We start from the raw sequence: 23,370 nt of genomic DNA on the forward strand, positions 1-23,370 counted from the left end.
TATGGACTCCTATAGAACTAATATAGGACTGAAGCATCAATTCCAATTCATAGAAATGTTTTCGCTGCGTTAAAAATAATTGGTAAACTAGACCAACACAAAAAGGCGGCGCATATCCGCGCCGCCTTTTTGTTGAACGTATAGATTAGGCCCAAGCTACTTTTACTTGCGCGCCTTCCGGTTGGCCTTCATGCCGGAGGAGAAGCGTTCCGGAAGCTTCATCGTACTCATGCTCCAGAGCGTTACCGTCCGCCGTGACAAGTGTTGGAATCGACGGAACGAATAGCCGCGTGCTAACGGTCATATCCGACGGACTTTCCGAACGGAAGGAGATCGACTTGCCGTCAGCAGTCTCTTCCTCAATACGGGAAGAGCTGACGATCACTTTAGCAACGCGAGAATCATGGCTTGCCGCATTCAAGTCATACAACAAGCAGTTGTCGCCAGGCTTCAATTCCACTTGCTGAACGATCGGAAGATTATCCTCGAACAAATCGATATAACTTCCTTCGATTATATTTGCGCCTTCAACTTCCGTCTCGTCCAGCGCTTGCGCAATGACATAAGGCCCGCGTTTGATGCGAAGCATTCCGCTTTCGCGGTACGACTCCGTCTCTCCTCTAAGCTCCAGTGCTAATTGCAACCATGCGCGAACCGAATCGGCTCCTTCGTTTGTACGGGATAGAACGATTGGATGAACGCGGCGCACGAGAACATGGCCATCGCCATAAGCGTATTCGCCGTCTTCCTGATTCACCGACAATCCAAGCGTCTCGAACAAATGCTGGTCCGGACGTTCATAGGTCCGCCGGCTGCCTTCGCGGTTCCACCATTCGCGCACGTTATGGAATTCATCGGTGCCGTCGCCGACATAGATCAGGACGCCGCCGTCTCTCACCCATCCTGCGATCGCTTGATGCAATCCCGCGTGTTCCGGTTTCATATATTCGTAGCTAAGCAGCAGCACTTTGTAATCGTCCAGATAACCTGGGAACGTCAGCGCGTTGTCCAGCTGTACCGGACGCAGCGGAATACCGTGTTTGACAAGCGGCAGCGCCAATCCGTAAAACGCCGAGAAGTCGAGCTTCTCCCGCTGCTCGGGAGACAACAAATCCGCCGTCGTCAAGCCGCCTTGTTTTTTGCCTAGCGCATCTTCCGATTCTTCCGATACAACATCGCCGCGTTGGTACATGGCCGAGTTGGACAAGAGCAGACCAATTCCGCTCGTATAGATGTCCGTCGGTTCTTCCTCGTGATGATGAAGATCCCGAAGAACGTTCATGACGGTAAGAAGGACCGTCTTGTAGCTTGCCGGGATCATTTCTTTTCCCGTGCCGTCTTCCGTTGGGTATCCGCGCGTGAATACACGCCATGGCCAAGGACATACTTCAAACTTCGATACGCCCGGATGAAGCAAGGAAGCTACTACCGTTGCCCGGTAATTATAACGGTAATCACTCCAGGTGTAGCGCGGATTATCTTCAATCGGATCATGCAGGAACCACATATCTCTTCCCGTACCGCGAGTCAATTCCTGCATGACGCCATACTCCAGGAATGCTGTTTCGAAAGTCCGCTCCCGGCGTACGCCGCGGTAGATGTTTGGCGTTCTCGCCGTTCCCGTCCAAATCTGCGCGATGAATCCATCGCAGGAAGGCATCGATACGAGGAGCGCTTCCGGACTGATGATCCGCCATTGCGAGTAATTGATAAGACTGTGGGTAGGAACGTAGAAGCGGACTTCCCGGTTATAGGTGACAAGCGCATATTCTTTCATCTGCGCGCATAGACGGTCAAGCGCGCGGTAATACAGATAGGCTTTCAGCTTCGATGCCCGGTACTGCGCATCAGGAGACAGGTGAGGCGCCGTCCACGGTTCCCCGTAATACGTCAACCACTCCCGCTTGAATGCTTCCGAATAACCCGAAGCCGCCCAGTATTCGGGTTCCTCCAGATGGATGGCTTCTACCCCGCAGTCAATCGCTTTCTTGATATAGGCCGCCAAGTATTCGGAGAAAGCGACCGTCGGTACCATATACGGCACATCTTTACCATGCTGGATATAGTTGCCGAACCGGTCCATTTGCGCTTCGTCCCAATGGTTCCGGCCATCGAATTTTTCGTATAGGTAATCCTGATATTCGCCCCATGACACACCGGTCATAAGATGAATAGTATAACCTGCTTTTCTCCAGCCTTCGATCCGCTCTTCCAGCCCGTCCGACAATCCGTATACCATTACAAAATCCGTACGAAGATCATACTTCGTTCCGTAGGGACGAGATTCTTGAAAGCCCGTCCATTCCGCGCGTTCCTGTTTGCCCACGTCTATGTCCTCCTTTTTATCCAAACGGTTCGTTCGCACTCGCCCACATCTTAATACAAATATTCAATATAATCAATATTTCATTTGAATGATTGGAACAAGACTTTTTACCTGAAAACTACATCAATTCTAAGCTATTTTCGAGAATCCTTCCTTTAATAACCGTTAATTCGACTTTGTTCATCTTATTTAATATATTAAATATCTTGGCTAGTTCTAAAGGATGATTTCGATTTCTGCGCTCCTCGCAATAAAAAAAGCCGCAAGCCTCAAACGCTCATGCGTTGTGGCTTGCAGCTTGAATATCGGATTGCACGATTAGAATGTCTCCAGCGGAATGCTTAATACGTTGATTTGGGAGCCGTCTTTCGCGCTGTATTCGAACAGCTCGAGCGTAAGCGTCCCGTTTGTCGGCAATTTATCTGGCGGAATAACGAGATCAAGCGTGAACGGCGACCAGGCAGGCGCCCCTTCATCTAACATTGTATGGCCTTCAAGCACGTAATCATGTCCGTCCTCCACGGCATATTGCATAACCGCTTCAAACACTCTGCCTTTTCCCGTTACGGTATAATGCCCTGCCGAGCCTTGGACACTCACATCGCAAAAAGCGTTATTGCACGGAGCGACTTTCGCTTCTTTCTGAATGGTCACTTTTCCCAGCTTATCATTCCAAGTCACGGAAGCATCGAGCAAATTGCCCACTGCTCTAAGCGGCACATAGGTGTTTCCTTTGTAGTTCAGGATGGGCAGCCCCTGCCCCGTATAGGCTGTACCATTTACTTCAACCGGATAACCCGCTTCTGTCAAAGAGTATGCCTTTTTATCCGTATTGGGAGCCGCGAGCGACGGATAAGCCGTCATAATCAGTCCTCCCATCACTAAACCCACAATAAATCCCCTATACTTCCGAAGCATGTCCACACCCCATCTCCAGAATTTGCCTACCTGTCTTATTCTCTTATTCCATCCTATGAGGGCTTGTACCTCTTCCATGCCAAAAAAAATCCCCCTGCTTCTTCCGCGTTCAGAAGAAACAGGGGGTACGGTTTAGCCCATTTTCACCAGGCTGTAATTTTTTTTGCCTTTGCGGATAATGATGAAACGTTCTCCGATCGCATGCTCGGTGGAAACTTCCAGCGCAAGATCCGTTACGCGCTCGCCGTTCATGGAGATGGCGCCGTTCGTAATATCTTCGCGCGCTTGGCGTTTGGAAGGCTCGATTCCAAGATCCACAAGCCAATCCACAATGTTCTTCGCTTCGCGCGACGACTCGTACGTTGGCATTTCCTTGAAGCCCTGCTCGATTTCGTCCGCGCTTAGCGACTTGATATCGCCGCTGAACAAGGCAGCCGTAATGCGGAGCGCTTGCTGCAGCATCTCTTCGCTATGAACGAAACGCGTCATTTCTTCGGCAAGTTTCTTCTGCGCTTCCCGTTTGTGCGGTTCCGTAGCTACTTTCTCAGCCAAACCTTCAATCTCTTCCTTGGACAGGAACGTGAAGTATTTCAAGTATTTGACGACATCGCGGTCATCGGTATTTGCCCAGAACTGGTAGAACTCGTAAGGCGTTGTTTTCTCCGGATCCAGCCAGATCGCGCCGCCTGCAGATTTGCCGAACTTCGTTCCGTCAGCCTTCAGCATAAGCGGAATCGTGAGGCCAAACGCCTTCGATTCGCTGCCTTCCTTCTTGCGGATCAGGTCAAGGCCGCTCGTAATGTTGCCCCATTGGTCGGAACCGCCGATTTGCAGCTGAACATCCTCTTCCTTGAACAGATGGAGGAAGTCGAGCGATTGCAGAATCTGGTACGAGAACTCCGTAAACGAAATCCCGCTCTCCAGACGGCTCGAGACGACGTCTTTGGCGAGCATCGTATTGATGCTGAAGTTTTTGCCGTAGTCGCGCAGGAACTCAATCACGTTAATCTTATGCGTCCAGTCGTAGTTGTTAACCATGCGGAAGTTGTTCTCGCCTTCCGTGAGGAACAGCTTGGTAAGCTGTGCGGAGAGCGCGTCAACGTTCTCCTGAATTTGCTCCAGCGTCTGCAAAGAACGCTCCGATGTGCGGCCGCTTGGGTCGCCAATCGTTCCCGTCGCGCCGCCGATCAAGATGACCGGACGGTGGCCGGCCAGCTGGAAGCGTTTGAGCACCATAAACGGAATCAAGTGGCCGATATGCATGCTGTCGCCCGTCGGGTCAACGCCGCAGTAGAGCGAGACGGCTTTCTCGTTAGTTAATGCCCGCAGTCCCTCTGCGTCGGTTTGTTGATTAATGGCGTCGCGCCATTCCAGTTCGTCAATAATGTTCATGGTTTTACTCTCCTTTGATTTCGTCTAAAAACAAAAAAAACGCCCCTACGTCTTTGCAGACATAGGGACGATTGTTTACCGTGTTACCACCCAACTTGTATGAAGCCGCCGCGCGCGCAGGCTCATACCGCTCTAGGCGAGATATCGTTCGCCGTTTCCGCCCGGCATTACCCGGGATGCTCCTGAGTGTATTTCGCGGTCGCTTAATGTGTACCGGGTTCCATCGACCCCCGGCTCTCTGGGACAGGGATTAAGCCGCTACTGCGCTCATTCTCAGCATATATGATATCAGATTACAGCCATTATAGAGAATGGCGCAATCAATGTCAATCGTTAATAGCCGGCTTAGGAGTGGAAGCTTGCTTTTCGTTTCAGAATGCGCAAGCCGTTCAGCGGAAGTTCCAGTTCATGGCCCACTTGACCGCCGGCAAGCACATCCTTATACGCCTGCTCGTCAAGCTTCACTTGTTGCGCCTGCTCGCTGAAGTTCATGACAAACACGTAGTCGCTCTCGCCGTCGGAACGAAGCTGTGCCGTAACGCCTTGCGGAAGCTCCGTCTCAACCGCGCGCTTCAGCCCTTCCTGCTCGACCAGCTTCTTGAAGAAGTCGGTGAAGAACGGTTCGGTGTTGCGGGAAGCCACATAATACGCTTTGCCTTGGCCAAGCTGGTTTACCGTCAGAGCCGGACGGCCAGCGTAGAAGTCATCGCCGTATACCGCCAAAGGTTCCGCGCCTTCCAGATGGATCAGATCGCACAGCTCAATCGCGTCATAAGAACCCGTAAGTCCCAGCTTGTTGCCTGCGGACATAACAACGCTGTTCTTCTCGCCGTCATGCAAGGAGTCGATCTCCTCCGACCAGATGCCAAGCGTCTTGCGAAGCGGTCCGGGGAAACCTTCCAGGAAGCAAAGATCGCTTTCGTTAACGATACCCGACCAGTAAGTTGCAACAAATGTACCGCCATTGCGCACGAATTCCTCAATCCGCTCGCCAACGCCCGGGCGTACCATGTACAGCATTGGAGCGATCAGCAGCTTATACGAGTCGAACGCGCATTCCGAGTCGATGATATCGACGGGTACGCCCATATCCCACAGCGGACGATAGTGGCGCTTCAGCGTTTCTTCATAATGGATGCCTCCGTTGCGCGGACCTTGCGAATCCTTCACCGCCCAGCGGTTCTCCCAGTCATTGATAAGCGCCACTTGCGGCTTCACGGATGTCCCGACAACTTCCTGCAGCTTCTCGAGGGCTTGGCCGACATCCGTAACATCCTTGAATACGCGCGTATTCTCATGGCCGACATGGTCGACAACGGCGCCATGCAACTTCTCGCTGGAGCCGCGGCTTTTGCGCCATTGGAAATATTGAACCGTATCCGAGCCATGCGCGACAGCTTGCATAGAAGCGAGCAAATGCATACCCGGCTTCTTCAGCTTGCTGATCGGCTGCCAGTTCGTCATGCTTGGCGTGCTTTCCATCAGCATAAACGGTTTGCCGCCTTTGAGCGAACGGAAGACGTCATGGTTGAAGCCGATCCATGCGGCCAGTTCGCTTTGATCTTTCGCGTCATGCCAAGTCGGATAAGCATCCCAGGAGATGACATCCAGAAGCTCGGAGAACTTCCAATAGTTCAGCGGCTCAAAGTCCAGCATGAAGTTTGTCGTAATCGGAAGCTCGGGGCTAATCTCGCGCAGCGGCTCCATCTCGTTGCGGCAGAAATCGACCGTCTGGTCAGTGACGAAACGTCTCCAGTCCACGTTCATGCCGTGTACCGCTTTTTCACCGCGGTTGGTTGGCGTTTCAATTTGGCTAAAGCTTGTATATTTATGCGCCCAGAAGGTTGTCCACCACGCATGGTTAAGCGCCTCGATCGTGCCGTAACGCTTCTCAAGCCACTGCCGGAACGCCTCCGTACAATAATTACAATGGCACTCTCCGCCGTATTCGTTGGAAATATGCCAGCCGATCACTGCCGGATGTTGCGAATAACGCTCCGCCAGCTTGGTGTTCATCTCCTTCACCTTCGCGCGGTATACCGGCGAGGAGAAGCAATGGTTATGGCGCGCGCCGTGCAGATTGCGGATCCCGTTCTCCGATACGCGAAGAACCTCCGGATATTTCAGCGACATCCAGGCTGGACGCGCGCCGCTTGGCGTTGCCAGCAAAGCATGGATTCCGTTAGCGGCGAAACGGTCCAGCAGCTGGTCCATCCATTCGAATGTATAGACGCCTTCTTCCGGCTCATACGCGGCCCAAGAGAAAATGCCAACAGACATGACGTTGCTGCTCGACAGCTTCATCAGACGGATATCTTCTTCGAGAACATGCGGGTAATCAAGCCATTGGTCGGGATTATAATCCGCTCCATGGAGCATTTGCGGGAATTTCGGGCTGATTGGCGGGAACTTCAGGGACATGATGGATAACCTCCGTATGAATAAAATGTCTATTACGATATTAATATTGTAATACGCTTTCAGATCCAATAAAATCACATTATATTCACATTGTTTTAACAATATGAAACTGGAAGTGGCTTCAACATGGATAAATTGTTATTTCCGATTCTGGCTGATTCCGACCGTAAACTCCCCTTGTTCGTGGACATTATCGGGCATTGGAATAACCAAGAGTCCATCGACCGTCAGCAAGGCTTCTCGCATTATCAATGGCTGCAAACAACGGGCGGCGAAGGCGAGCTATGGATTGGGGATAAGCGATACACGGTAAAACCGGGTCAAGGCTTTTGTTTGTTTCCGGGCGTTCCCCATCGTTATTTCGCGGTTCGCGAGCCTTGGGATGTCTATTTCATTAGCTTCGGCGGCAGCTTGGCCAAGGATTTGCTTGACCAAGCCGGCATTAAAGGACCAGGGCTTTATTCCGTAACCGACAGTGAAATGATCGTCGCCCATCTCAGGGGGATATCCGCAATGGCGGAGTCGGGGCTTCCTTTTCTCGGGATTGAATGCTCCAAGCTTGTTTATCTGTTTCTGCTTGATCTCATGAAGGTTGTTCAAGTCAGCACTCAATCCGCCGAGCAGTATTACAACAAGCTGCATCCCGTGATCCGTTATATCGAGGAGCATATTGACGGAGTCATGACGATTCAGGATTTATCTTCGCGCATTGGCGTTACTCCGCAATATTTGTGCAGGCTATTCAAGCAGCTAATGGGCATGCGGCCAATGGAGTATGTGAACCGGGAGCGGATTAACCGCAGCAAAGAACTGATGTTTCTCGGCAGAGAGCATAAGATGCAGGACATCGCGTCTATGGTAGGCTTCGATAGCGCTAGTTATTTCAGCACCGTCTTCAAGAGAATGGAGGGCATGAGCCCGGAACAGTTCAAACGCATGCACGGCATTCATTAATTCGCTATAATGAAGGGGATATAGCTTCACGGAAGGGGGCTTGTCCATGACAAGCAGCAACAAACAACTTGTATTTGACGCGATAGACAATGAGGCAAATACATTCAAACAAATTTCGCGCACAATCGGCGCTAATCCGGAGCTTGGCCATCAGGAATTCAAATCCTCGGCGATGCTTATTGAAGAGCTGGAAAGACAAGGCTTCACCGTTGAACGGGGAACGCTTGGCATTCCAACGGCTTTTATCGGAACCTATTCCACCGGCAAGCCGGGTCCAACCGTTGCTTTCCTATGCGAATATGACGCTTTGCCGGAAATCGGCCACGCCTGCGGGCACCATCTGATCTGCACGATGGGGATTGCGGCGGCCGTCGGCCTCAAAGCCGTGATGGATCAATTCGGCGGAACCATTCGCGTCTACGGTACGCCTGCTGAAGAAACCAAAGGCGCCAAGGTCCCCATGTCCGAAGCCGGACTATTTGACGACTGCGATTTTGCGCTGATGGCCCATCCTTATTACACCTTCGAGAAATCCGGCGACTCGCTAGCGCTTGACGCGATCCGGTTCGAATATTTCGGCAAGCCGGCCCATGCGGCGGCAAGCCCGTCTGAAGGCATCAACGCACTTGATGCGGTCCTGCAGCTGTTCAACAGCATTAATGCTTTGCGCCAGCAGACACGCAGCGACGCCCGCATCCATGGCATCATCGATAACGGCGGCAAAGCGCCAAACGTTATTCCCGATTATGCTTCCGCCCAATTTTACGTACGTTCCGCTTCGCGGGCGTACACGAATGAGCTTGCCGAGAAGGTTCGCCGCTGCGCCGAAGGAGCTGCTTTGCAGACCGGCTGCAGGCTGGAAATGAGCAATTACGAATTTTCCTATGACGAGTTGCTTACCAACGAGGCTTTGTCGGAATGCTTCACCGCCAATCTGCTTGAGTTAGGCTTGAAGCCGGAAGAGATCGAGGTGGGCAAGGATCATGGTTCGCTCGATCTTGGCAACGTATCCGTCCGCTGCCCGGCCATTCATCCTTATGTCAAAATCGTCGAGGAGCGTTTCCTGCTCCATACGGTTGAATTCCGGGATGCTGCGATGACCGAGCGCGCGCTTGACCGGATGATTTTTGCCGCCAAGACGCTGGCCGCTACCGCTTACGACGTGGTTGCCGATCCGGTTCTGCTTGCAAGCATCCGCGAAGAATTCGAGCTCAGAACCCAGAAATAATCGCAGCATGCTGAACATACGTTCATAAGAGGCTTCGCTTCGCCTGAGCATAGGTGAAGGGAGCCTTTTCGCATGCGGAGAAAGCAGGATTAGCGCTAGCTCTAACGAATAGACAATCTAAGCGTTAAATCTACCATCGATTTCCTATTTTCGAATCCATAATCCAGAGAGGGCAGGTGTATCCAATTGAAATTTAATGAGTATCGTTACGAACGTCCCGATGTAGCAGCTTTCGAGAAGCAGTTCAAGGAGCTTCTATCCGCCTTTAACGCGGCGAGCCGTTTCGAGGAGCAAGATTCCGCCATGACGGGCCTCAACAAGCTGCGGAGTGAGTTTGATACGATGCAGCAAATTGCGAGCATCCGTCATTCGATTGATACCAACGATGAATTTTACAAAGCCGAGCAGGATTTCTTCGACGAGAACGGACCTGTCGTGCAGGAATACATAACGGATTATTACCGGGCGCTGGTGAACTCTTCTTTCCGCCAGGAGCTTGAAGCCAAGTGGGGCCGTCAGCTGTTCCAGCTGGCCGAGCTGTCGCTAAAGACGTTCAGCCCGGAAGTCATAGAGGATTTGCAGCAGGAGAATAAGTTATCCACCGAATACACGAAGCTTATTGCTTCGGCCAAAATTATGTTCGACGGCGAAGAGCGGACGCTTTCGCAATTATCTCCATTCCAGCAATCGACCGACCGCTCGGTGCGCAAACGCGCTTCGGAAGCTTCTTCCGGGTTTATGGCCGAGAATGAAGCCGAGTTTGACCGGATCTATGACGAGCTTGTAAAAGTGCGTACCCGCATCGCGAAGAAACTCGGCTTCACGAATTTCGTTGAGCTTGGTTATGCCCGCATGAGCCGGACCGACTATACGGCCGAGATGGTAGCGAGCTTCCGCGATCAAGTGCTTGAGCATATCGTGCCGGTTGCTAGCAAGCTGAAGGAACGCCAGCGCGAGCGGATTGGCGTAGATTCTCTCTACTACTACGACGAGAATCTTGCGTTCCTGACCGGCAACGCCAAGCCAAAAGGCAGCCCGGATTGGATCGTGGAGAACGGCGCGCGGATGTATGCCGAGCTGTCGCCGGAGACCGACGTCTTTTTCCGCTTTATGCTGGATAACGGCCTCATGGATCTGGTTGCCAAGAAAGGCAAGCAAGGCGGCGGTTATTGCACGTATATCAGCGAATACGGCGCGCCGTTTATTTTCTCCAACTTTAACGGCACTTCCGGAGATATCGACGTGCTGACGCATGAAGCCGGCCATGCCTTCCAAGTGTACGAGAGCAGAAGTTTTGCCGTGCCGGAGTATGCCTTCCCGACTTATGAAGCTTGCGAGATTCATTCGATGAGCATGGAGTTTTTCACTTGGCCTTGGATGGACCTGTTCTTCCAGGAGGACGCGGATAAATACAAGTTCCAACATCTGGCCGGCTCCCTGCTCTTCCTCCCTTACGGCGTTACGGTAGATGAATTCCAGCATTTTGTCTACGAGAACCCGGATGCTACGCCGGCTGAGCGGAAAGCCGCTTGGCGCGAAATCGAGAAGAAATATTTGCCGCATCGCAATTACGAGGACAATTCGTACCTGGAGCACGGCGCCTATTGGCAGCGTCAGGGACATATTTTTGGCAGCCCGTTCTACTATATCGACTACACGCTTGCGCAAATTTGTGCCTTTCAGTTCTGGAAAAGATCGCAGGAGGACAAAACGGCCGCTTGGGCGGATTACCTTCATTTGTGCCAACAAGGCGGAAGCCTCTCCTTCACCGAGCTTGTTAAGGTTGCGGGCCTTATCTCGCCGTTCGAAGACGGCTGCGTGACTTCCGTCATCGGCAGCATCGACAGCTGGCTGGAGAACGTGGACGACAAAGCGCTGTAAGGAGGCTGACCGATGGACATCTCATTTAAGTCGCTTGGCGAGCTCCCGATCCGCGAGGTATCGGAGCTGTGGAACCAATCCTTCGAAGGTTATCTCGTTCCCGCTGCGCTTACGCTTGACCGGTTCATCGGACGGATCGCATCAGAAGGTCTGTCGCTTGAGCATTCCCTTGCCTGTTATGTGGACGGCGAACCTGCCGGACTAGTAGTAAACGGCTTCCGGGAGCATAACGGAAGGAAGCTCGCTTGGAACGGCGGAACGGCCGTCAAGCCCGCTTACCGGGGCAAGGGAATCGGCAAAGCTCTGATGCGGAGGAACCTGGAGCTGTACGGACAGCTTGAGGTTGACCAAGCCAATCTGGAGACGATCTCTTTGAACGATCATGCCATTGCGCTATACGAGGCGGTTGGTTATAAGCCGATTGACCGCCTTCTCCTCTTGTCAACGGAGCAGCCGATACCGGATATGGATGATACTTATGAGCATCCTTACCAGATTGCGCTCGGCATGGCAGCCGAAGCAGCCCGGCTTTCGCTCTATTCGCCGGGCGAAGCTTGGCAGGCCGATCTGCCAAGCTTGAAAGACGGCGAGAGCGTAGCCGTCTTTGACGGCGGCGAAGTTGCCGGATATGCCTTATATAGGCGGACGTTTAATTCAGCCGGGGTATTAGTGGGCATCGTCTTATACCGGCTCGAAGTTGCCGCGAGCCGAACCGATGCCAAGGCTATTATGTCCGCCGCTTTGCACGAAGTATGGCAACCCGGCGAGCAATGCCGCCGCATAGCTTTTAATATTCGCGCATCCAATTCGCCACTTGTCGAGCTGCTCACCGAAATGGGGCTAGTAACCACGATGGAGCAAGTGCTGATGATGCGCGATATGAAATAAGAAGATTCCGTCTCAAAAGGTGATCGCTCACTGTGAAGACATCTCGCATTAGCAATTAATGAGTTTTTTATGAAAATATTGCTGCCGAGGGTTACCTTTGTAGCGATATTTTTGCTCTTGCTGCTATCTTAAGCAAATTATGAGCAAGCGATAGCCACCCGACTTCGAGGTTAACTTTCGGTAAGCCTCGAAGCAGGAATCTGCGGAATCCCGGATTATTCTTTATTTGGCCAAACACACTCTCCGGTTCGTGCATCCGTCGAACAGTGAGGTCTTCACGTACCGTTGGCAATTTGGCAAGGAGAGTTGATCTGGTCGGCTTCTTTTTGTGTGAGCATTTTATGAACAGGTTAAGGGTAGACGGAGCATTAAATGATTCTGGAGAAGCGAAGCGTTCACTTTTGTGAAGGGATGCCAACCATACCTCGTTGATTCAAGGAATCCCTGAGCAATGGCGATCGGAAGAATATTTAATGCGCAGGCTGCTGTTTAACCTAGATAAAAAAGGGGGTGCCCATCCGTCATTTTCATGACTTATGGGCACCCTCTTCTTCCATTCAAGCGGTTACCAGTGCGAATTATAGACAGGCGCGCTATTCGGATTGTTATTGCCGTAAGAGAGATTGCCTTTGGTCAGCACATCCTCATCGTAATAAGCCTCGTATGCAAGCGTTGATCCCAGGCTGTTGAAGAACGACCACATTTTCTCGATGTAGAACGGATTGTCGTTGCCATAGTTCGGCGCGGCTCCATGGTAGAGCCCCCACTCCGGCACGCTGAACTTCTTGCCATGCGCTACCGCAAAATCGATCCAATGCTGCAGCCCGTAAGAACCGCCCAAGTGGCTGCTGGTCCAAGTGGCGTCGCTGAACACCGGCGGCCATTGATCGTAGCTGTCCACCCCGATGTAATCCACCACGTCGTCTCCCGGATAGACGAGAGCCGGGTCCGCGTTGCCCGCCGCCTTCAGTCCATGCCCCCGATTGACGTTCCAGTCGATCTTAATATTCGGATCTGCCGCTTTGAGTGTCGAAGCAACTTGGCGGAAGCAGCCTTTCCAATCAGTCATATTCGCCGTCGTAACGGAATGGGCAAACCAGTCGCCGTTAAATTCCCAGCCTAGCCGGATGATGGCGCTGCCTTGGCCGTGGCTAATGAGATTTTGCGCGAAGGTGGTCCAATAGCTATTGTAGCTGCCGGCCGCGCAAGCCGAGAATGTCGCTCCGATATTCTCCGGGAACATCGGCATGGCGTAGGTTGGCGTCCATGGCGCGTTTTGCCAGCCGTTCAGGAATGCTCCGCTCACCGTCATGATATCCCACGAATAACGGTAAGGAAAGTTCGTCGTTATGTCCGCCAGACGGCCGCGCCACGTTTCGAAGTTCTGAATGGACGTCCAATTCGCTTGATCGTTCGTCGTGTGGTAAACGCCGGACATCCATGGTAATCCGCTGCGGTTGCCGGTCGGGACGGTTGTGCCCGTAGAGTAGATTGCAACGCCTGCAATTTGCGGATCGCCTTTGGACGAGCGCAAAATATCAATGTTCAGCACGCCGTCGCTGACCGTGACGTTATACGGGCCGTATTTCGCCCAGCTGCCAAGCGCAAGATCGCCGATTCCCGTTGCCGCTGTCGTCCCCTCCAGCTTCACGTCTTCATTCCGGAAGTTGCTCTGATAATTCTCAAGCGTCCATAAATAAACCTGGTACGAACCGTTTGCGATCGTCTGATTCATCGAGAAGCCCTGGCCGTTTGCCGGGTTGCTGCGGTACAACGCGGATTGCAGCATCGCTTGCGTATTGGCATCCGTCGCCGGATTCAGCGAGAAGGAGTATGTACCGCTGAACGTCGAAGCATTCGTCACGGACAGCCCGCTGCTCAGAGCCGACGCATACGAAATCCAGCTGTTGCCTTCGATTGTCGTCGCCGCGCCATTCAAGTTAATGCCCTTCACAAATGTTGGCCCCGTTCCAGCGCCACCCGTCGTCACAGTAACGTTGTCGACGGTCGTTGTGTTCAGAACGGTGTTGTTTTGTGCCGTGACGGCAAGGCCAATGTAGGCGCTTGTAGACATGGAGACCGTAACCGAGCCGACTTGGGTCCATGTCGTACCGTTGCTCGAGATGGAGCTTGTGAACACGTTGCCGGCACGCTGCAGCTTCACCCAATAAGGCGCTGCGACGCCCGTTTGCGTCACGGTCGCCGTGCTGCCTGAAGCCGTGTTGCGGCTAATGAGCTGCGCCCCGGACGTGGAGGCATATTCCACAACCGTCGATACATGTTTGGCTCCTGTTGTGAGCGCTTCGCGAATCATAACGCCCCCTTTTGCCCACGAGCTTGTGCTGGATATGGAAGCGACGCGGGCGACGATCGTGCCGTCGCCGCTCAGCGGCTGATAGATGTAGCGGAATTGATCCGCTGTCCCCGAGATATCCGTGCCGGATGCTTTGATCGTGTAAGTACCCGACGCATAATCGCCGGAGCCGGCAACGCCAACCGATCCAATGTCCTGTTGCAGCCATGGACTTGGAACAGCGGCTGCAGCCTGCTGCGAGAACGTAAACAAACCGCTGACAAGCATTAGTGCCAGAACGGCAATCATGCTCATGCTTACGTTTCTGTTTCTGGCATTTGTCATTACATAATTGCTTCCGATAACAGGTTTAAACATGAACGAAGGCACCTCCATTTTTGAATAAAAAATAACTTCGCGAACTTAACAACTGTGCTTCTCCTCCCTCCCCGCTTTATGAATGCGTTTCCATTTAATGCTATACGAAAAGGGAACTGTCGATTGATCATCATCAGTTCCCTTAGTCGTCCGTGCCTATCTGATTAATTACGAGCCAGGCGTAAATTCATCCAGCTGCTTCTGAATCTCCGCCTTCACTTTGTCATAGCCGGCCGCTTTGAGCTCGGCAGAAGCTTTCTTGAGCGCTTCGTCCGGATCGGCAGCCCCGTAAGCAAGCGCCCCGCCGTACTTCAGGAACACATTGTTCAGCGCTGCGATTTCGTTCTTGATGGAGTCCGTGTTTGGTTTGAAGTTCGCATATGGATTATCCTTTGCTACGCTAGCCATGTGCTCGACATGTTTCGCATAATCGGGGTAATCGGTCGTGGATGGCTTGTTGAAGCCAACCCAGTCGCCGAAGCCCCATGGATATTGCCATTTCGGATAAAGAGACGGATCCGTACCGGCCGGAACTTCAATCTGCGATTTGTCAGCCGTATACTCCCAGTGCTTGCCTTCGATTCCATAGATCATAAGCATGTAATAGTTCGGATCGCTGAAGAACTTATCCATAAACATAAGCGCGCGCTCTTTGTTGCCGGACGAGGACGGAATCGCCATCATGCCCGAATCGTAAGCCAGCTTGATAAAAGGACCTTCCGGCGAGAACGATTGGAACGAAACGTTCCAGTCCGGATGCGCCGTATTGATGCCGTTGAAGGAATCGCGGAACTGATTGTCGCCATATGCGGCCAGCGCGGATTGACCGGCTTGGAACGAATCGCGGGAAGGCGTCTTGTTGTTCAATACGTTCTTGTTAATGTAACCCTTCTGGAACATTTCGCGAATTTTCGGATAGGCAGCCAGCAGGTCCGGATTATCGAACGCCGAGGACACTTGCGGCTTGGTCTCCAGCGGGTCAAATAATAGCATGTTTGCCGGCAGACCCGGTACGGAAATAAGCGATTTTTCCTTCAGAACAAACGAGGTGAGCGGATAGTCGCCAACGGATGCCCCTGTATTGAACGGAACGATTTTCGGATCGGTTGCCTTGGCCGCTTCCATATATTTCTCTACGTCGTCCAGACTGGTCAGCGCCGTTAAACCGGCTTTGCCCATAATATCGCCGCGAGCCGCAAGCCCGGCATCCTGGTACTCAAGATAGTTACGCGGTACAGCTATAATTTTGCCGTCGACGGTCGCATTCGACCAGGCTTCAGGCGGCAGCTTTTGCTCGGCATTTGGCGCGTATTTGTCCAGCATATCTTTCGTAAGCTCCGTGAATGCGCCTTTCTTTGCGTTGTCGCTGTAACCCAGCCAACCAGCGGTATAGATCATGTCGACATTTTGGCCGGACATAAGCATAAGCGGATATTTGCTGTCGAGATCCCCCCAGCCGATCCAGACGAAATCAACGTCGGCATTTAAATCCTTGTTCGTCATTTCGTTCAGCTTTGCTTTCACCGCGTCGAAATCTTTTGGCGGGTCGCCAAGCGCTGCCCACGTCAACTTCACGTGCTTGGAAATGTCCGGCGTGGAAGCGGCTGCGTTCGTACCCTCGGAAGCGGTGTCGCTTGTAGCTGCGGCATTGTTGCCTGTCCCCTTCGTATTGTTCGCGTTGTTTGAGCTTTGGCTATTTGCCGTATTGCCGGCTCCATTGTTGTTGTTGGATCCGCAAGCTGCCAACGATGAGCTGACGATCAGCGCCAGCATGCCGATCATGATCGCTTTCTTAGTCTGCGTCTTCAATCGGTTTGACCTCCTCATGATTGTTCGTTCGATTGGTTTATTTGTTCTAAAATGGCTCTATGTTAATCCGCTGTACGGTATTAACCTAAGTAATGCCTTGCGTTACCCTTTCACCGCGCCCACCGTCAAGCCTTTGACGAAATACTTCTGCACGAACGGATAGACGAGCACGACTGGTCCGATCGAGACGACCGTCATCGCCAGCTTCACCGTTTCATGGGGCAGCTCGACTGTCGGAATGCCGTTATTGCCGGCGGCATAGGAGAGAAACTCGATGTTCGTAATCATTTTGTACAACATGTATTGGAGCGGAAACTTGTTCTGATCGTCAATGAACAAGGCCGCTTGATACCAATCGTTCCAATAGCCCAGCGCGATAAACATGCCGATTGACGCAAGCGCCGGCTTCATGAGCGGCAAGCAAAGCCGCGTAAAGATCGTAAATTCGGTTGCCCCGTCAACCTTCGCCGACTCCGGTATGGCATCTGGAACCGCATTCAGAAAGTTCCGCATGATCAGGATGTACATGGGCGACAAGAGGAGCGGCACGATGAGCGCCAGCAAGCTGTCTTTCATATGGTAATACTTCAGCATAATGAGATAATAGGCAACCAGTCCGCCGTTGAACAAGGTCGTAAAGTAGAAGAAGAAAGCGAATTTGTGCCGGTACCTGAACTCTTTGCGGTAGAGCACGTAAGCAGTCATCGCCGTTAGGAACAATCCTACGAGCGTGCCCGTTACCGTTATGAACAACGTCACGCCGTAAGCTTTCAGCAAGGAAGTCGGATCCGTCAGAATCGCGCGGTACGAGTCTACCGAGAAGACGGACGGCCACAGTCCGTAGCCCTTCGCCACAACGGCGCTTTCGGAGGTAAACGAGCCTGCCAGCACCATAAGGAACGGAATGACGCATAAGAGCGCGACAATCACAATGACGGCATAGGCGACTACGTTAAGCGCCACTTTATCTATTCGAATAGCTTTCATGTCCCGTCCTCCTTCTAGTAGAGCGCGTTTTCTTTGCTGAATTTGCGGACAATGCCGTTGACGACGCTAATGGTCAGGAAACACATGACGGACTGGATGCATGCCGCGGCCGATGACATTGGAATGTCGCCCATCTGGGATAACGACCGGAACACGTACGTGTCAATAATGTCCGTTGCGTCATATAGATTGCCGTTATTGCCGACCAGCTGGTAGAACATGCCGAAATCGCCCCTGAAAATATTGCCTACCTGCAGCAGCACCATAATGATGATCGTTGGCACGATGTTCGGCAGCGTAATCCGGAAAATTTTCTGAAATGCATTCGCCCCGTCGATATCCGCAGCTTCGTACATTTCTTCGTCGACGCTAAGAATCGCCCCGAGATAAAGCACCGAACCGTAACCGATCCACTTCCAGTTGTTGAAGAAGACAAGAATGTACTTCCACATCCCCGGCGAGCTGTATACATCCACGGGATCCAGACCAAAGGCTTTCAGCACCCCGTTCACAAGCCCATAATCGTAATTGAACAAGTTGTAGAAGAAGGCGCCTACGATAACCCAGGAGATGAAATACGGCAGAAACATCAGGCTTTGAGAGAACCGGCTAACGAACTTCGAGGAGATCTCAGACAGCAGAACCGCAACTCCGACTTGAAACACGGTTCCCGTTACGATAAAGGCTAGGTTATAGAAAAACGTGTTTTTGAAAATATTCCATATTTGCCCCGAGAGGAACAAGAACCGGAAATTGCCGAAGCCGTTCCAATCGCTGCCGAAGATACCGCGGTCGAACCGGAAGTTTTTGAAGGCCACGATAATTCCCGCCATGGGCAAATAAGAGAATAGGATAAAGAAGATTACCGCGGGCAGAATCATCAGCAGAAACGGACGATTTTGGCCAAGATAGAACAGCAAATTTCGTTTTCGGACCATAAGGTTTGCACGCTCCATTGTCGCTGATAGTGAATCGCTATAGCCTCATTATAGGAGCATGTAAGCACTTCCAATAGGATGCGCTTTTATAATTTGGTGCACTATTCTATAGTCCGCGCAATGTTTGTATTGTAGCACGGACGCACAATCTGCTATGTTGAATTTAGGAGATTTATGAAGGATGGGAGCTGGATGCTGCTTGCTCAACCTATTAATCGTAGACGACGAGAAACGGACACGGGACGGGCTTAAGATGTGCCTGCCCTGGACAGACTTTGGAATCGGTGAAATCCGCGAGGCCGATGACGGCCACACCGCGCTTGAAACCGCGCTTGCCTTCAAGCCGGATATTATACTGTCCGACATCCGAATGCCAACGATGACAGGCATCGAACTGGCGGAACGCATACAAGCCGAATTACCCCGATGCAAGCTCATCTTCATTAGCGGATACGCGGACAAGGAATATTTGAAAGCCGCCATTCAACTGAAAGCGGTCAGTTTTATTGAGAAGCCGATTAGCGTTCCCGAGCTTAGAGCATGCATCGCTACCGTGATTAACGCATGCAAGCAGGAAGCGGAGCAATCCCAGCTTCTCGCGGAATCTGCCGCCAACCTGGAGACGAGCATCGGGATGCTGCAGCGCGAGTACGCGGTTCATCTCGCCCAGGGCAATCCCGACGCCGACAATATAAGCCGGCTCTTGGCCCAATCCAAATCGGGTTTAGGACTTCCTTCGAACGGCAATTATGTAAGCGTTTTATTTCATATGCATTTCGCTTCGGGCATCCCCGTGGAACTGGCGGTCTCGCTGCGCGGCTCCCTAGAAACGGCGGTTGCGCGGGAGTTTGTCCGTCAGCGCATCGCTTACGTAGCCGGTACGATAGACGGGACGCGCCTTGTGGCGCATCTCCTGCTAACACCGGCGCTTAGCCTGAGCGATCTGCGCGCCTCCGCGAATCGAATCGCAAACGAATTTGCCGATTCTAGCGGCGAGAATGCCAGCGGGCATCTGCTCTTTGCGGGCATCGGGCAGCCGGTGAAGGGCCTTGCGCAGCTGCACCGATCTTATCAGACGGCGTTGGCCGCGGTGAAGCAGCTGTTCTTCCTTGGCCATAACCGTGCCGTTGTCTATGAAGAGCAACCCGTAAAGTCATCCTTCGCGGGCGATCTATTCGCGCAGGAGTTCGGGCAGCATGTCCATTCCTGCAACAATGCCGTCTTCCCGTTTATCGACGCGCTTGCCCGCGAAATACGCGGATCTGCCGCTGCATCGATTGATGAAGTAAGGATGCTCTTCTACAAAATGCTGGTTGTGCTCTACACCGAAGCGCAAAACAAATTCCTTGGCCGTTATATGGAAGAGCGCAAAGAAGAGTATTTATGGCACCGGGTCTCGGACAGCGGCACGTTAAACGAACTTATCGCTTTTCTGGAGTCGGAGGTACGGGCCTACTTCGACGCCATCGCATCCGTTGGCGTGCAAAGCCGCGTCGTGCATGAGACGATCCGTTACATTGAGCGCCATTACCAGAGCGGAGGCTTCACCATTAGCGATATCGCCTCCCATCTCCATCTGACGCCCGCGTACCTTAGCCAAATTTTCAAGAAAGATACCGGTCAAACGATCAACGACTATATGAATGCGTATAAAATCGACCGGGCGAAGGAGCTGCTAGCCGACCGCGGAGTCAAGCTGGTCGAGGTGGCAGCGCGATGCGGGTATAACGACGCCAAATATTTCACCAAGACATTCAAACGGATTACGGGCATTACGCCTTCTGAATACAGGGAGAATGTACTAAAATGACGGTTAGCATCAAAACAAAGCTGCTCGTCTCTTATCTCGTTCTTATTTTCGTGCCGCTGATCGTGCTGACTGGCCTCACTTATTGGCGCGTGTCGACGCAGATGGAAGACAATATGCAGCGCACGTCGCGCAACGCGCTCGCTCAATCGGCGACTTATCTCGAGACTAAGCTGAACAATCTGCTTAATGCAACGGATATCCTCTACTTCGACAAGACGCTGCAGGATGTCATCACGGTTAGTCCCGCCGTCTATGACGAGGATTATATCCAGCAGAACATGGACCAGAACAATTTAATTGCGCTTATGGGCCAGATCGAACATAATACCGACGTGCTTCACGTTCGGCTGTACATGAGGGAAATTCCCGGCTATCTATACGATAACATGCGTTTCTTTGTGTTCAAGAACATGGACGGTTTGCCGTGGTACGAAGATTTGAAGGCATCCAATTCCGTCGTCACTTGGATCGCCCCAAGCCGGTTCTCGGCGGAGACACAGGACGGCGTGCCGATCATTTCGCTCGCTAGACGGATTACTCTCAAGACGTATAATGTCGCCGACGGCGTCATTCGCATCGATATGCGCGAACCGGTCGTGAAGGATATCGTTACGCAAGCCAATGTAACTTCCACCGGACTTTCGTACATTGTGAACAGCAGCGGAGAGATTATATCCGCCGCTGGCAATCCCGACTTGCTCGCCATGACCGATCTGCGCAAAGCCGCTGAACTTGCAGCGCATGATCACCGGGACAGCAGCGATATTCACGCGAACAATGCGGATTTTCTCACCTTGTCCCGACCGATCGCGAATACGGATTGGACGTTCATATCAGTCATTCCGTACAACGAAATTAAATCAAGCGGCAACGATATCCGGTTCTACATGATCCTCATGCTGCTTGCGACCGGCGCCATCGCTTTTCTGCTTGCTTATCTATGGTTCAACTCAACCGCGCTTCGCCTGAAGCATTTGGCCCGAAATATCCGGAATGTAACGAGCGGCAACTTCCATACCCGAATTCGGGTCTCTTCCAAGGATGAGCTCGGCCAAATCTCTCAAGACTTCAATTACATGGTGACTGAGATGGCGGCGATGATCGAGGAGAGGTTCGAGAGCGGCAAGAAGATCAAGTCGCTGGAGCTGCGGTCCCTGCAATCCCAGATCAACCCCCATTTCCTGTACAACTCGCTTGATATGATCAACTGGTCGGCCGTCATGAGCGGCAATTCCGAGATTGAGACGATGATCCAGTCGTTGTCCACCTTCTACAAGATTGGACTCAGCAAAGGAGACGACATCATTCCGATTAAGCACGAGTTAGAGCATGTGCGGGCATTCGTTACGCTGCAAAACTTGCGATACCAGGATCAAATCAACCTTGAGCTTGATTTTGACGAAGATATTATGGAACTGCTGATGGTGAAGATTACGCTGCAGCCGATTGTGGAGAACGCTATTCTGCACGGTATTTTGCGCAGTCCGACCAAATCCGGCACGATTCGGATTTCGGGCTCCAGGCGTGGCGATATCGTAATCCTGAGCGTATCCGACGACGGGGTGGGCATGGCGCCCGAGACCGCCTTGCATATTCTGGACGCCGATTCGCCCGATGAGTTCCATGGATACGGCATCAAGAACATTCATGAGCGCATTCAGCTTCTATACGGCGCTTCGTACGGCCTTTCGTACGAGAGTTCGCTTGGCGCGGGCACTACGGTTACGATCATATTGCCCGTGGAAACTAGACGAATGCCATAACAGAAGCCATGTAAACCAAAAATACCTTCAAAACCGCGTTACTGGTTTTGAAGGTTTTTTATAGTTGCCGCTTGGCTTAGTTTGCCACGGTCAACACGAGTACCCAGTCATTCCCTCTGCCGCTTGTTGGAGGCGCGAACAACGTCGCTTCGCCTTGGTTATTGAACTCTCCAATGGCTTGATACTCGCCCGTGCGCGGATCAAACCAGGAAGCCGATACGCGGCTGCATGCCAAGCTGTCAAACGACGCGCGGAACGGAATGCCGTTCGGACTGTAGATCAGGCCGTAATTCTCGCCGCGCGTAGCGACCATATAGTTCGCTCCTTCGTAATTGCCGGCGATCAGGCTTTGGTCCGGTACGCGGTCCAAATACGATCTCGACTCCATCAAAGCGCGCAAATGACGCATTTGCGTTGCCCCCGGCCGGTTCAGCGCATCCTGCCACGTCATAATGAAATAAGGTGCGGGCTCCGTCGTCATCGACCAGATGCTGTGATGGCCGTAAGTCGTGCCGAATCCGCCCGCGAAGACGCCATAATACGCGCCTGTTCTAACGTCCGCTTGGTCGAAATAACCGCGGGACGCGTTAAAATTAACAGGATGATCTTCATAAGCGGGTTCCGCGTCGACCGTAGGCTTAACCGGCTGACGATTATAATCCTCGCCGATGTGCTTGTAATTTTCGCGGATCTGCTCATGATGACCGGATTGAATCATATTGAAATCGAGCCACGGCTCGTCATGCATATGCAGCGAAGAAGAGGCATTGCCGCAAGGATGGAACGTAATAAGCTGCGTATCGCCGACCGCTTCCCGCAGTCCGGCAGCCAGCCCGTTGTTCACTTCGAAATGATTGCGAGTAAGAAGCGAACGGTCTCCGCCAAGCACCCAAATGATGTTGGAGCGATTGCCGTAGCGTTCACCAAGCCATTGCCCGTATACCCTTGCATTCTCGCCATTAAAAATTTCGGGTCCTTTGCCAAACGAAGCTTGATGGTACTTGTCTCCCCAAGTCGGAAGAAGCGCCACATAAAGCCCATATGTAGCCGCCAGATCGATAATGGCATCGACATGAACCCAGTAGTTGTCGTCGCCATCCGTATCCGGCATCGTTGGATCGTACTGGCCATGCGCGTTCCGCTTCAGCGGTTGGCGGCCGTAAGCGGAATTCGTCGCTACACCGTCGAACTCTGCCAGCGCCACGGCTTGCACGACATTAAATTTCAGCTCCGCCCGGTTCCGCAGATAGATCTCAGCTTCCTCGCGGTTCAGCTTGTGAAACAACTCCCAGGCGGTATCGCCCAGCCAAAAGAACGGGGTGCCGTCTTCTTGAATCAGAAATCGCTTATTGCCGCTTACTTTCAAACGCTGCAAGGTTGACAT

The 23,370-nt window shown here is 52.3% G+C and carries 15 protein-coding genes, 1 pseudogene and 1 other annotated feature; of the genes and pseudogenes, 6 read left to right on the forward strand and 10 right to left on the reverse strand.

Annotated elements, in window-relative coordinates; translation table 11 throughout:
* Positions 1-145 precede the first annotated feature (145 nt).
* From QQK89_RS06850 to QQK89_RS06865, 4 genes are all read right to left on the reverse strand, one after another.
* Positions 146-2,326 carry a hypothetical protein gene (locus QQK89_RS06850; RefSeq protein WP_284237753.1) on the reverse strand — a complete coding sequence of 727 codons (2,181 nt, stop codon included), beginning with the start codon at positions 2,324-2,326 and terminating at the stop codon, positions 146-148.
* A gap of 318 nt (positions 2,327-2,644) precedes the next feature.
* Positions 2,645-3,190 (reverse strand): Gmad2 immunoglobulin-like domain-containing protein, encoded by a 546-nt coding sequence (locus QQK89_RS06855; protein ID WP_284237754.1) that lies wholly within the window; start codon positions 3,188-3,190, stop codon positions 2,645-2,647.
* 186 nt (positions 3,191-3,376) lie between these two features.
* Positions 3,377-4,636: a tyrosine--tRNA ligase gene (tyrS, locus tag QQK89_RS06860; protein WP_284237755.1), complete on the reverse strand. Its 1,260-nt coding sequence runs from the start codon at positions 4,634-4,636 to the stop codon at positions 3,377-3,379.
* Positions 4,637-4,696: 60 nt separating this feature from the next.
* Positions 4,697-4,920 (reverse strand) — a binding site (T-box leader).
* Between the two features lie 61 nt (positions 4,921-4,981).
* Positions 4,982-7,057, reverse strand: coding sequence for a beta-galactosidase (locus QQK89_RS06865; protein WP_284237756.1), 2,076 nt, complete (start codon positions 7,055-7,057; stop codon positions 4,982-4,984).
* A 126-nt stretch (positions 7,058-7,183) separates the two neighbouring features.
* Between QQK89_RS06865 and QQK89_RS06870 the strand changes: the two genes are divergently transcribed.
* From QQK89_RS06870 to QQK89_RS06885, 4 genes are all read left to right on the forward strand, one after another.
* Positions 7,184-8,011: an AraC family transcriptional regulator gene (locus QQK89_RS06870; RefSeq protein ID WP_284237757.1), complete on the forward strand. Its 828-nt coding sequence runs from the start codon at positions 7,184-7,186 to the stop codon at positions 8,009-8,011.
* 46 nt (positions 8,012-8,057) lie between these two features.
* Positions 8,058-9,239 (forward strand): M20 family metallopeptidase, encoded by a 1,182-nt coding sequence (locus tag QQK89_RS06875; protein ID WP_284237759.1) that lies wholly within the window; start codon positions 8,058-8,060, stop codon positions 9,237-9,239.
* A 186-nt stretch (positions 9,240-9,425) separates the two neighbouring features.
* Entirely contained in the window at positions 9,426-11,120 is a 1,695-nt protein-coding gene (locus QQK89_RS06880) for a M3 family oligoendopeptidase (protein WP_284237760.1), read from the forward strand.
* A 12-nt stretch (positions 11,121-11,132) separates the two neighbouring features.
* Positions 11,133-12,008: a GNAT family N-acetyltransferase gene (locus tag QQK89_RS06885; protein WP_284237761.1), complete on the forward strand. Its 876-nt coding sequence runs from the start codon at positions 11,133-11,135 to the stop codon at positions 12,006-12,008.
* A 91-nt stretch (positions 12,009-12,099) separates the two neighbouring features.
* Here the strand turns inward: QQK89_RS06885 and QQK89_RS06890 are convergent.
* From QQK89_RS06890 to QQK89_RS06910, 5 genes and pseudogenes are all read right to left on the reverse strand, one after another.
* A pseudogene (locus QQK89_RS06890) lies at positions 12,100-12,279 on the reverse strand (transposase); the annotation flags it as partial.
* 294 nt (positions 12,280-12,573) lie between these two features.
* Positions 12,574-14,679 (reverse strand): hypothetical protein, encoded by a 2,106-nt coding sequence (locus tag QQK89_RS06895; RefSeq protein ID WP_284237762.1) that lies wholly within the window; start codon positions 14,677-14,679, stop codon positions 12,574-12,576.
* Between the two features lie 168 nt (positions 14,680-14,847).
* Positions 14,848-16,488, reverse strand: coding sequence for an extracellular solute-binding protein (locus tag QQK89_RS06900; protein WP_284237763.1), 1,641 nt, complete (start codon positions 16,486-16,488; stop codon positions 14,848-14,850).
* Positions 16,489-16,590: 102 nt separating this feature from the next.
* The gene (locus QQK89_RS06905; protein WP_284237764.1) at positions 16,591-17,475 is read right to left on the reverse strand and encodes a carbohydrate ABC transporter permease; all 885 of its coding nucleotides are present in this window, start codon (positions 17,473-17,475) and stop codon (positions 16,591-16,593) included.
* A gap of 14 nt (positions 17,476-17,489) precedes the next feature.
* The gene (locus tag QQK89_RS06910) at positions 17,490-18,413 is read right to left on the reverse strand and encodes an ABC transporter permease (protein WP_284237765.1); all 924 of its coding nucleotides are present in this window, start codon (positions 18,411-18,413) and stop codon (positions 17,490-17,492) included.
* 181 nt (positions 18,414-18,594) lie between these two features.
* On the opposite strand from QQK89_RS06910, the gene QQK89_RS06915 reads away from it, so the two are divergent.
* Both QQK89_RS06915 and QQK89_RS06920 read left to right on the forward strand, forming a co-directional pair.
* Entirely contained in the window at positions 18,595-20,223 is a 1,629-nt protein-coding gene (locus tag QQK89_RS06915) for a response regulator transcription factor (RefSeq protein ID WP_284237766.1), read from the forward strand.
* Entirely contained in the window at positions 20,220-21,986 is a 1,767-nt protein-coding gene (locus QQK89_RS06920) for a sensor histidine kinase (RefSeq protein ID WP_284237767.1), read from the forward strand. Before QQK89_RS06915 ends, QQK89_RS06920 begins: the two co-directional genes overlap by 4 nt.
* Before the next feature lie 76 nt (positions 21,987-22,062).
* On the opposite strand, the gene QQK89_RS06925 is transcribed toward QQK89_RS06920, so the two are convergent.
* The gene (locus tag QQK89_RS06925) at positions 22,063-23,370 is read right to left on the reverse strand and encodes a glycoside hydrolase family 140 protein (RefSeq protein WP_284237768.1); all 1,308 of its coding nucleotides are present in this window, start codon (positions 23,368-23,370) and stop codon (positions 22,063-22,065) included.

This window comes from Paenibacillus glycanilyticus, from assembly GCF_030161375.1.
Lineage (GTDB): Bacteria > Bacillota > Bacilli > Paenibacillales > Paenibacillaceae > Pristimantibacillus > Pristimantibacillus glycanilyticus_B.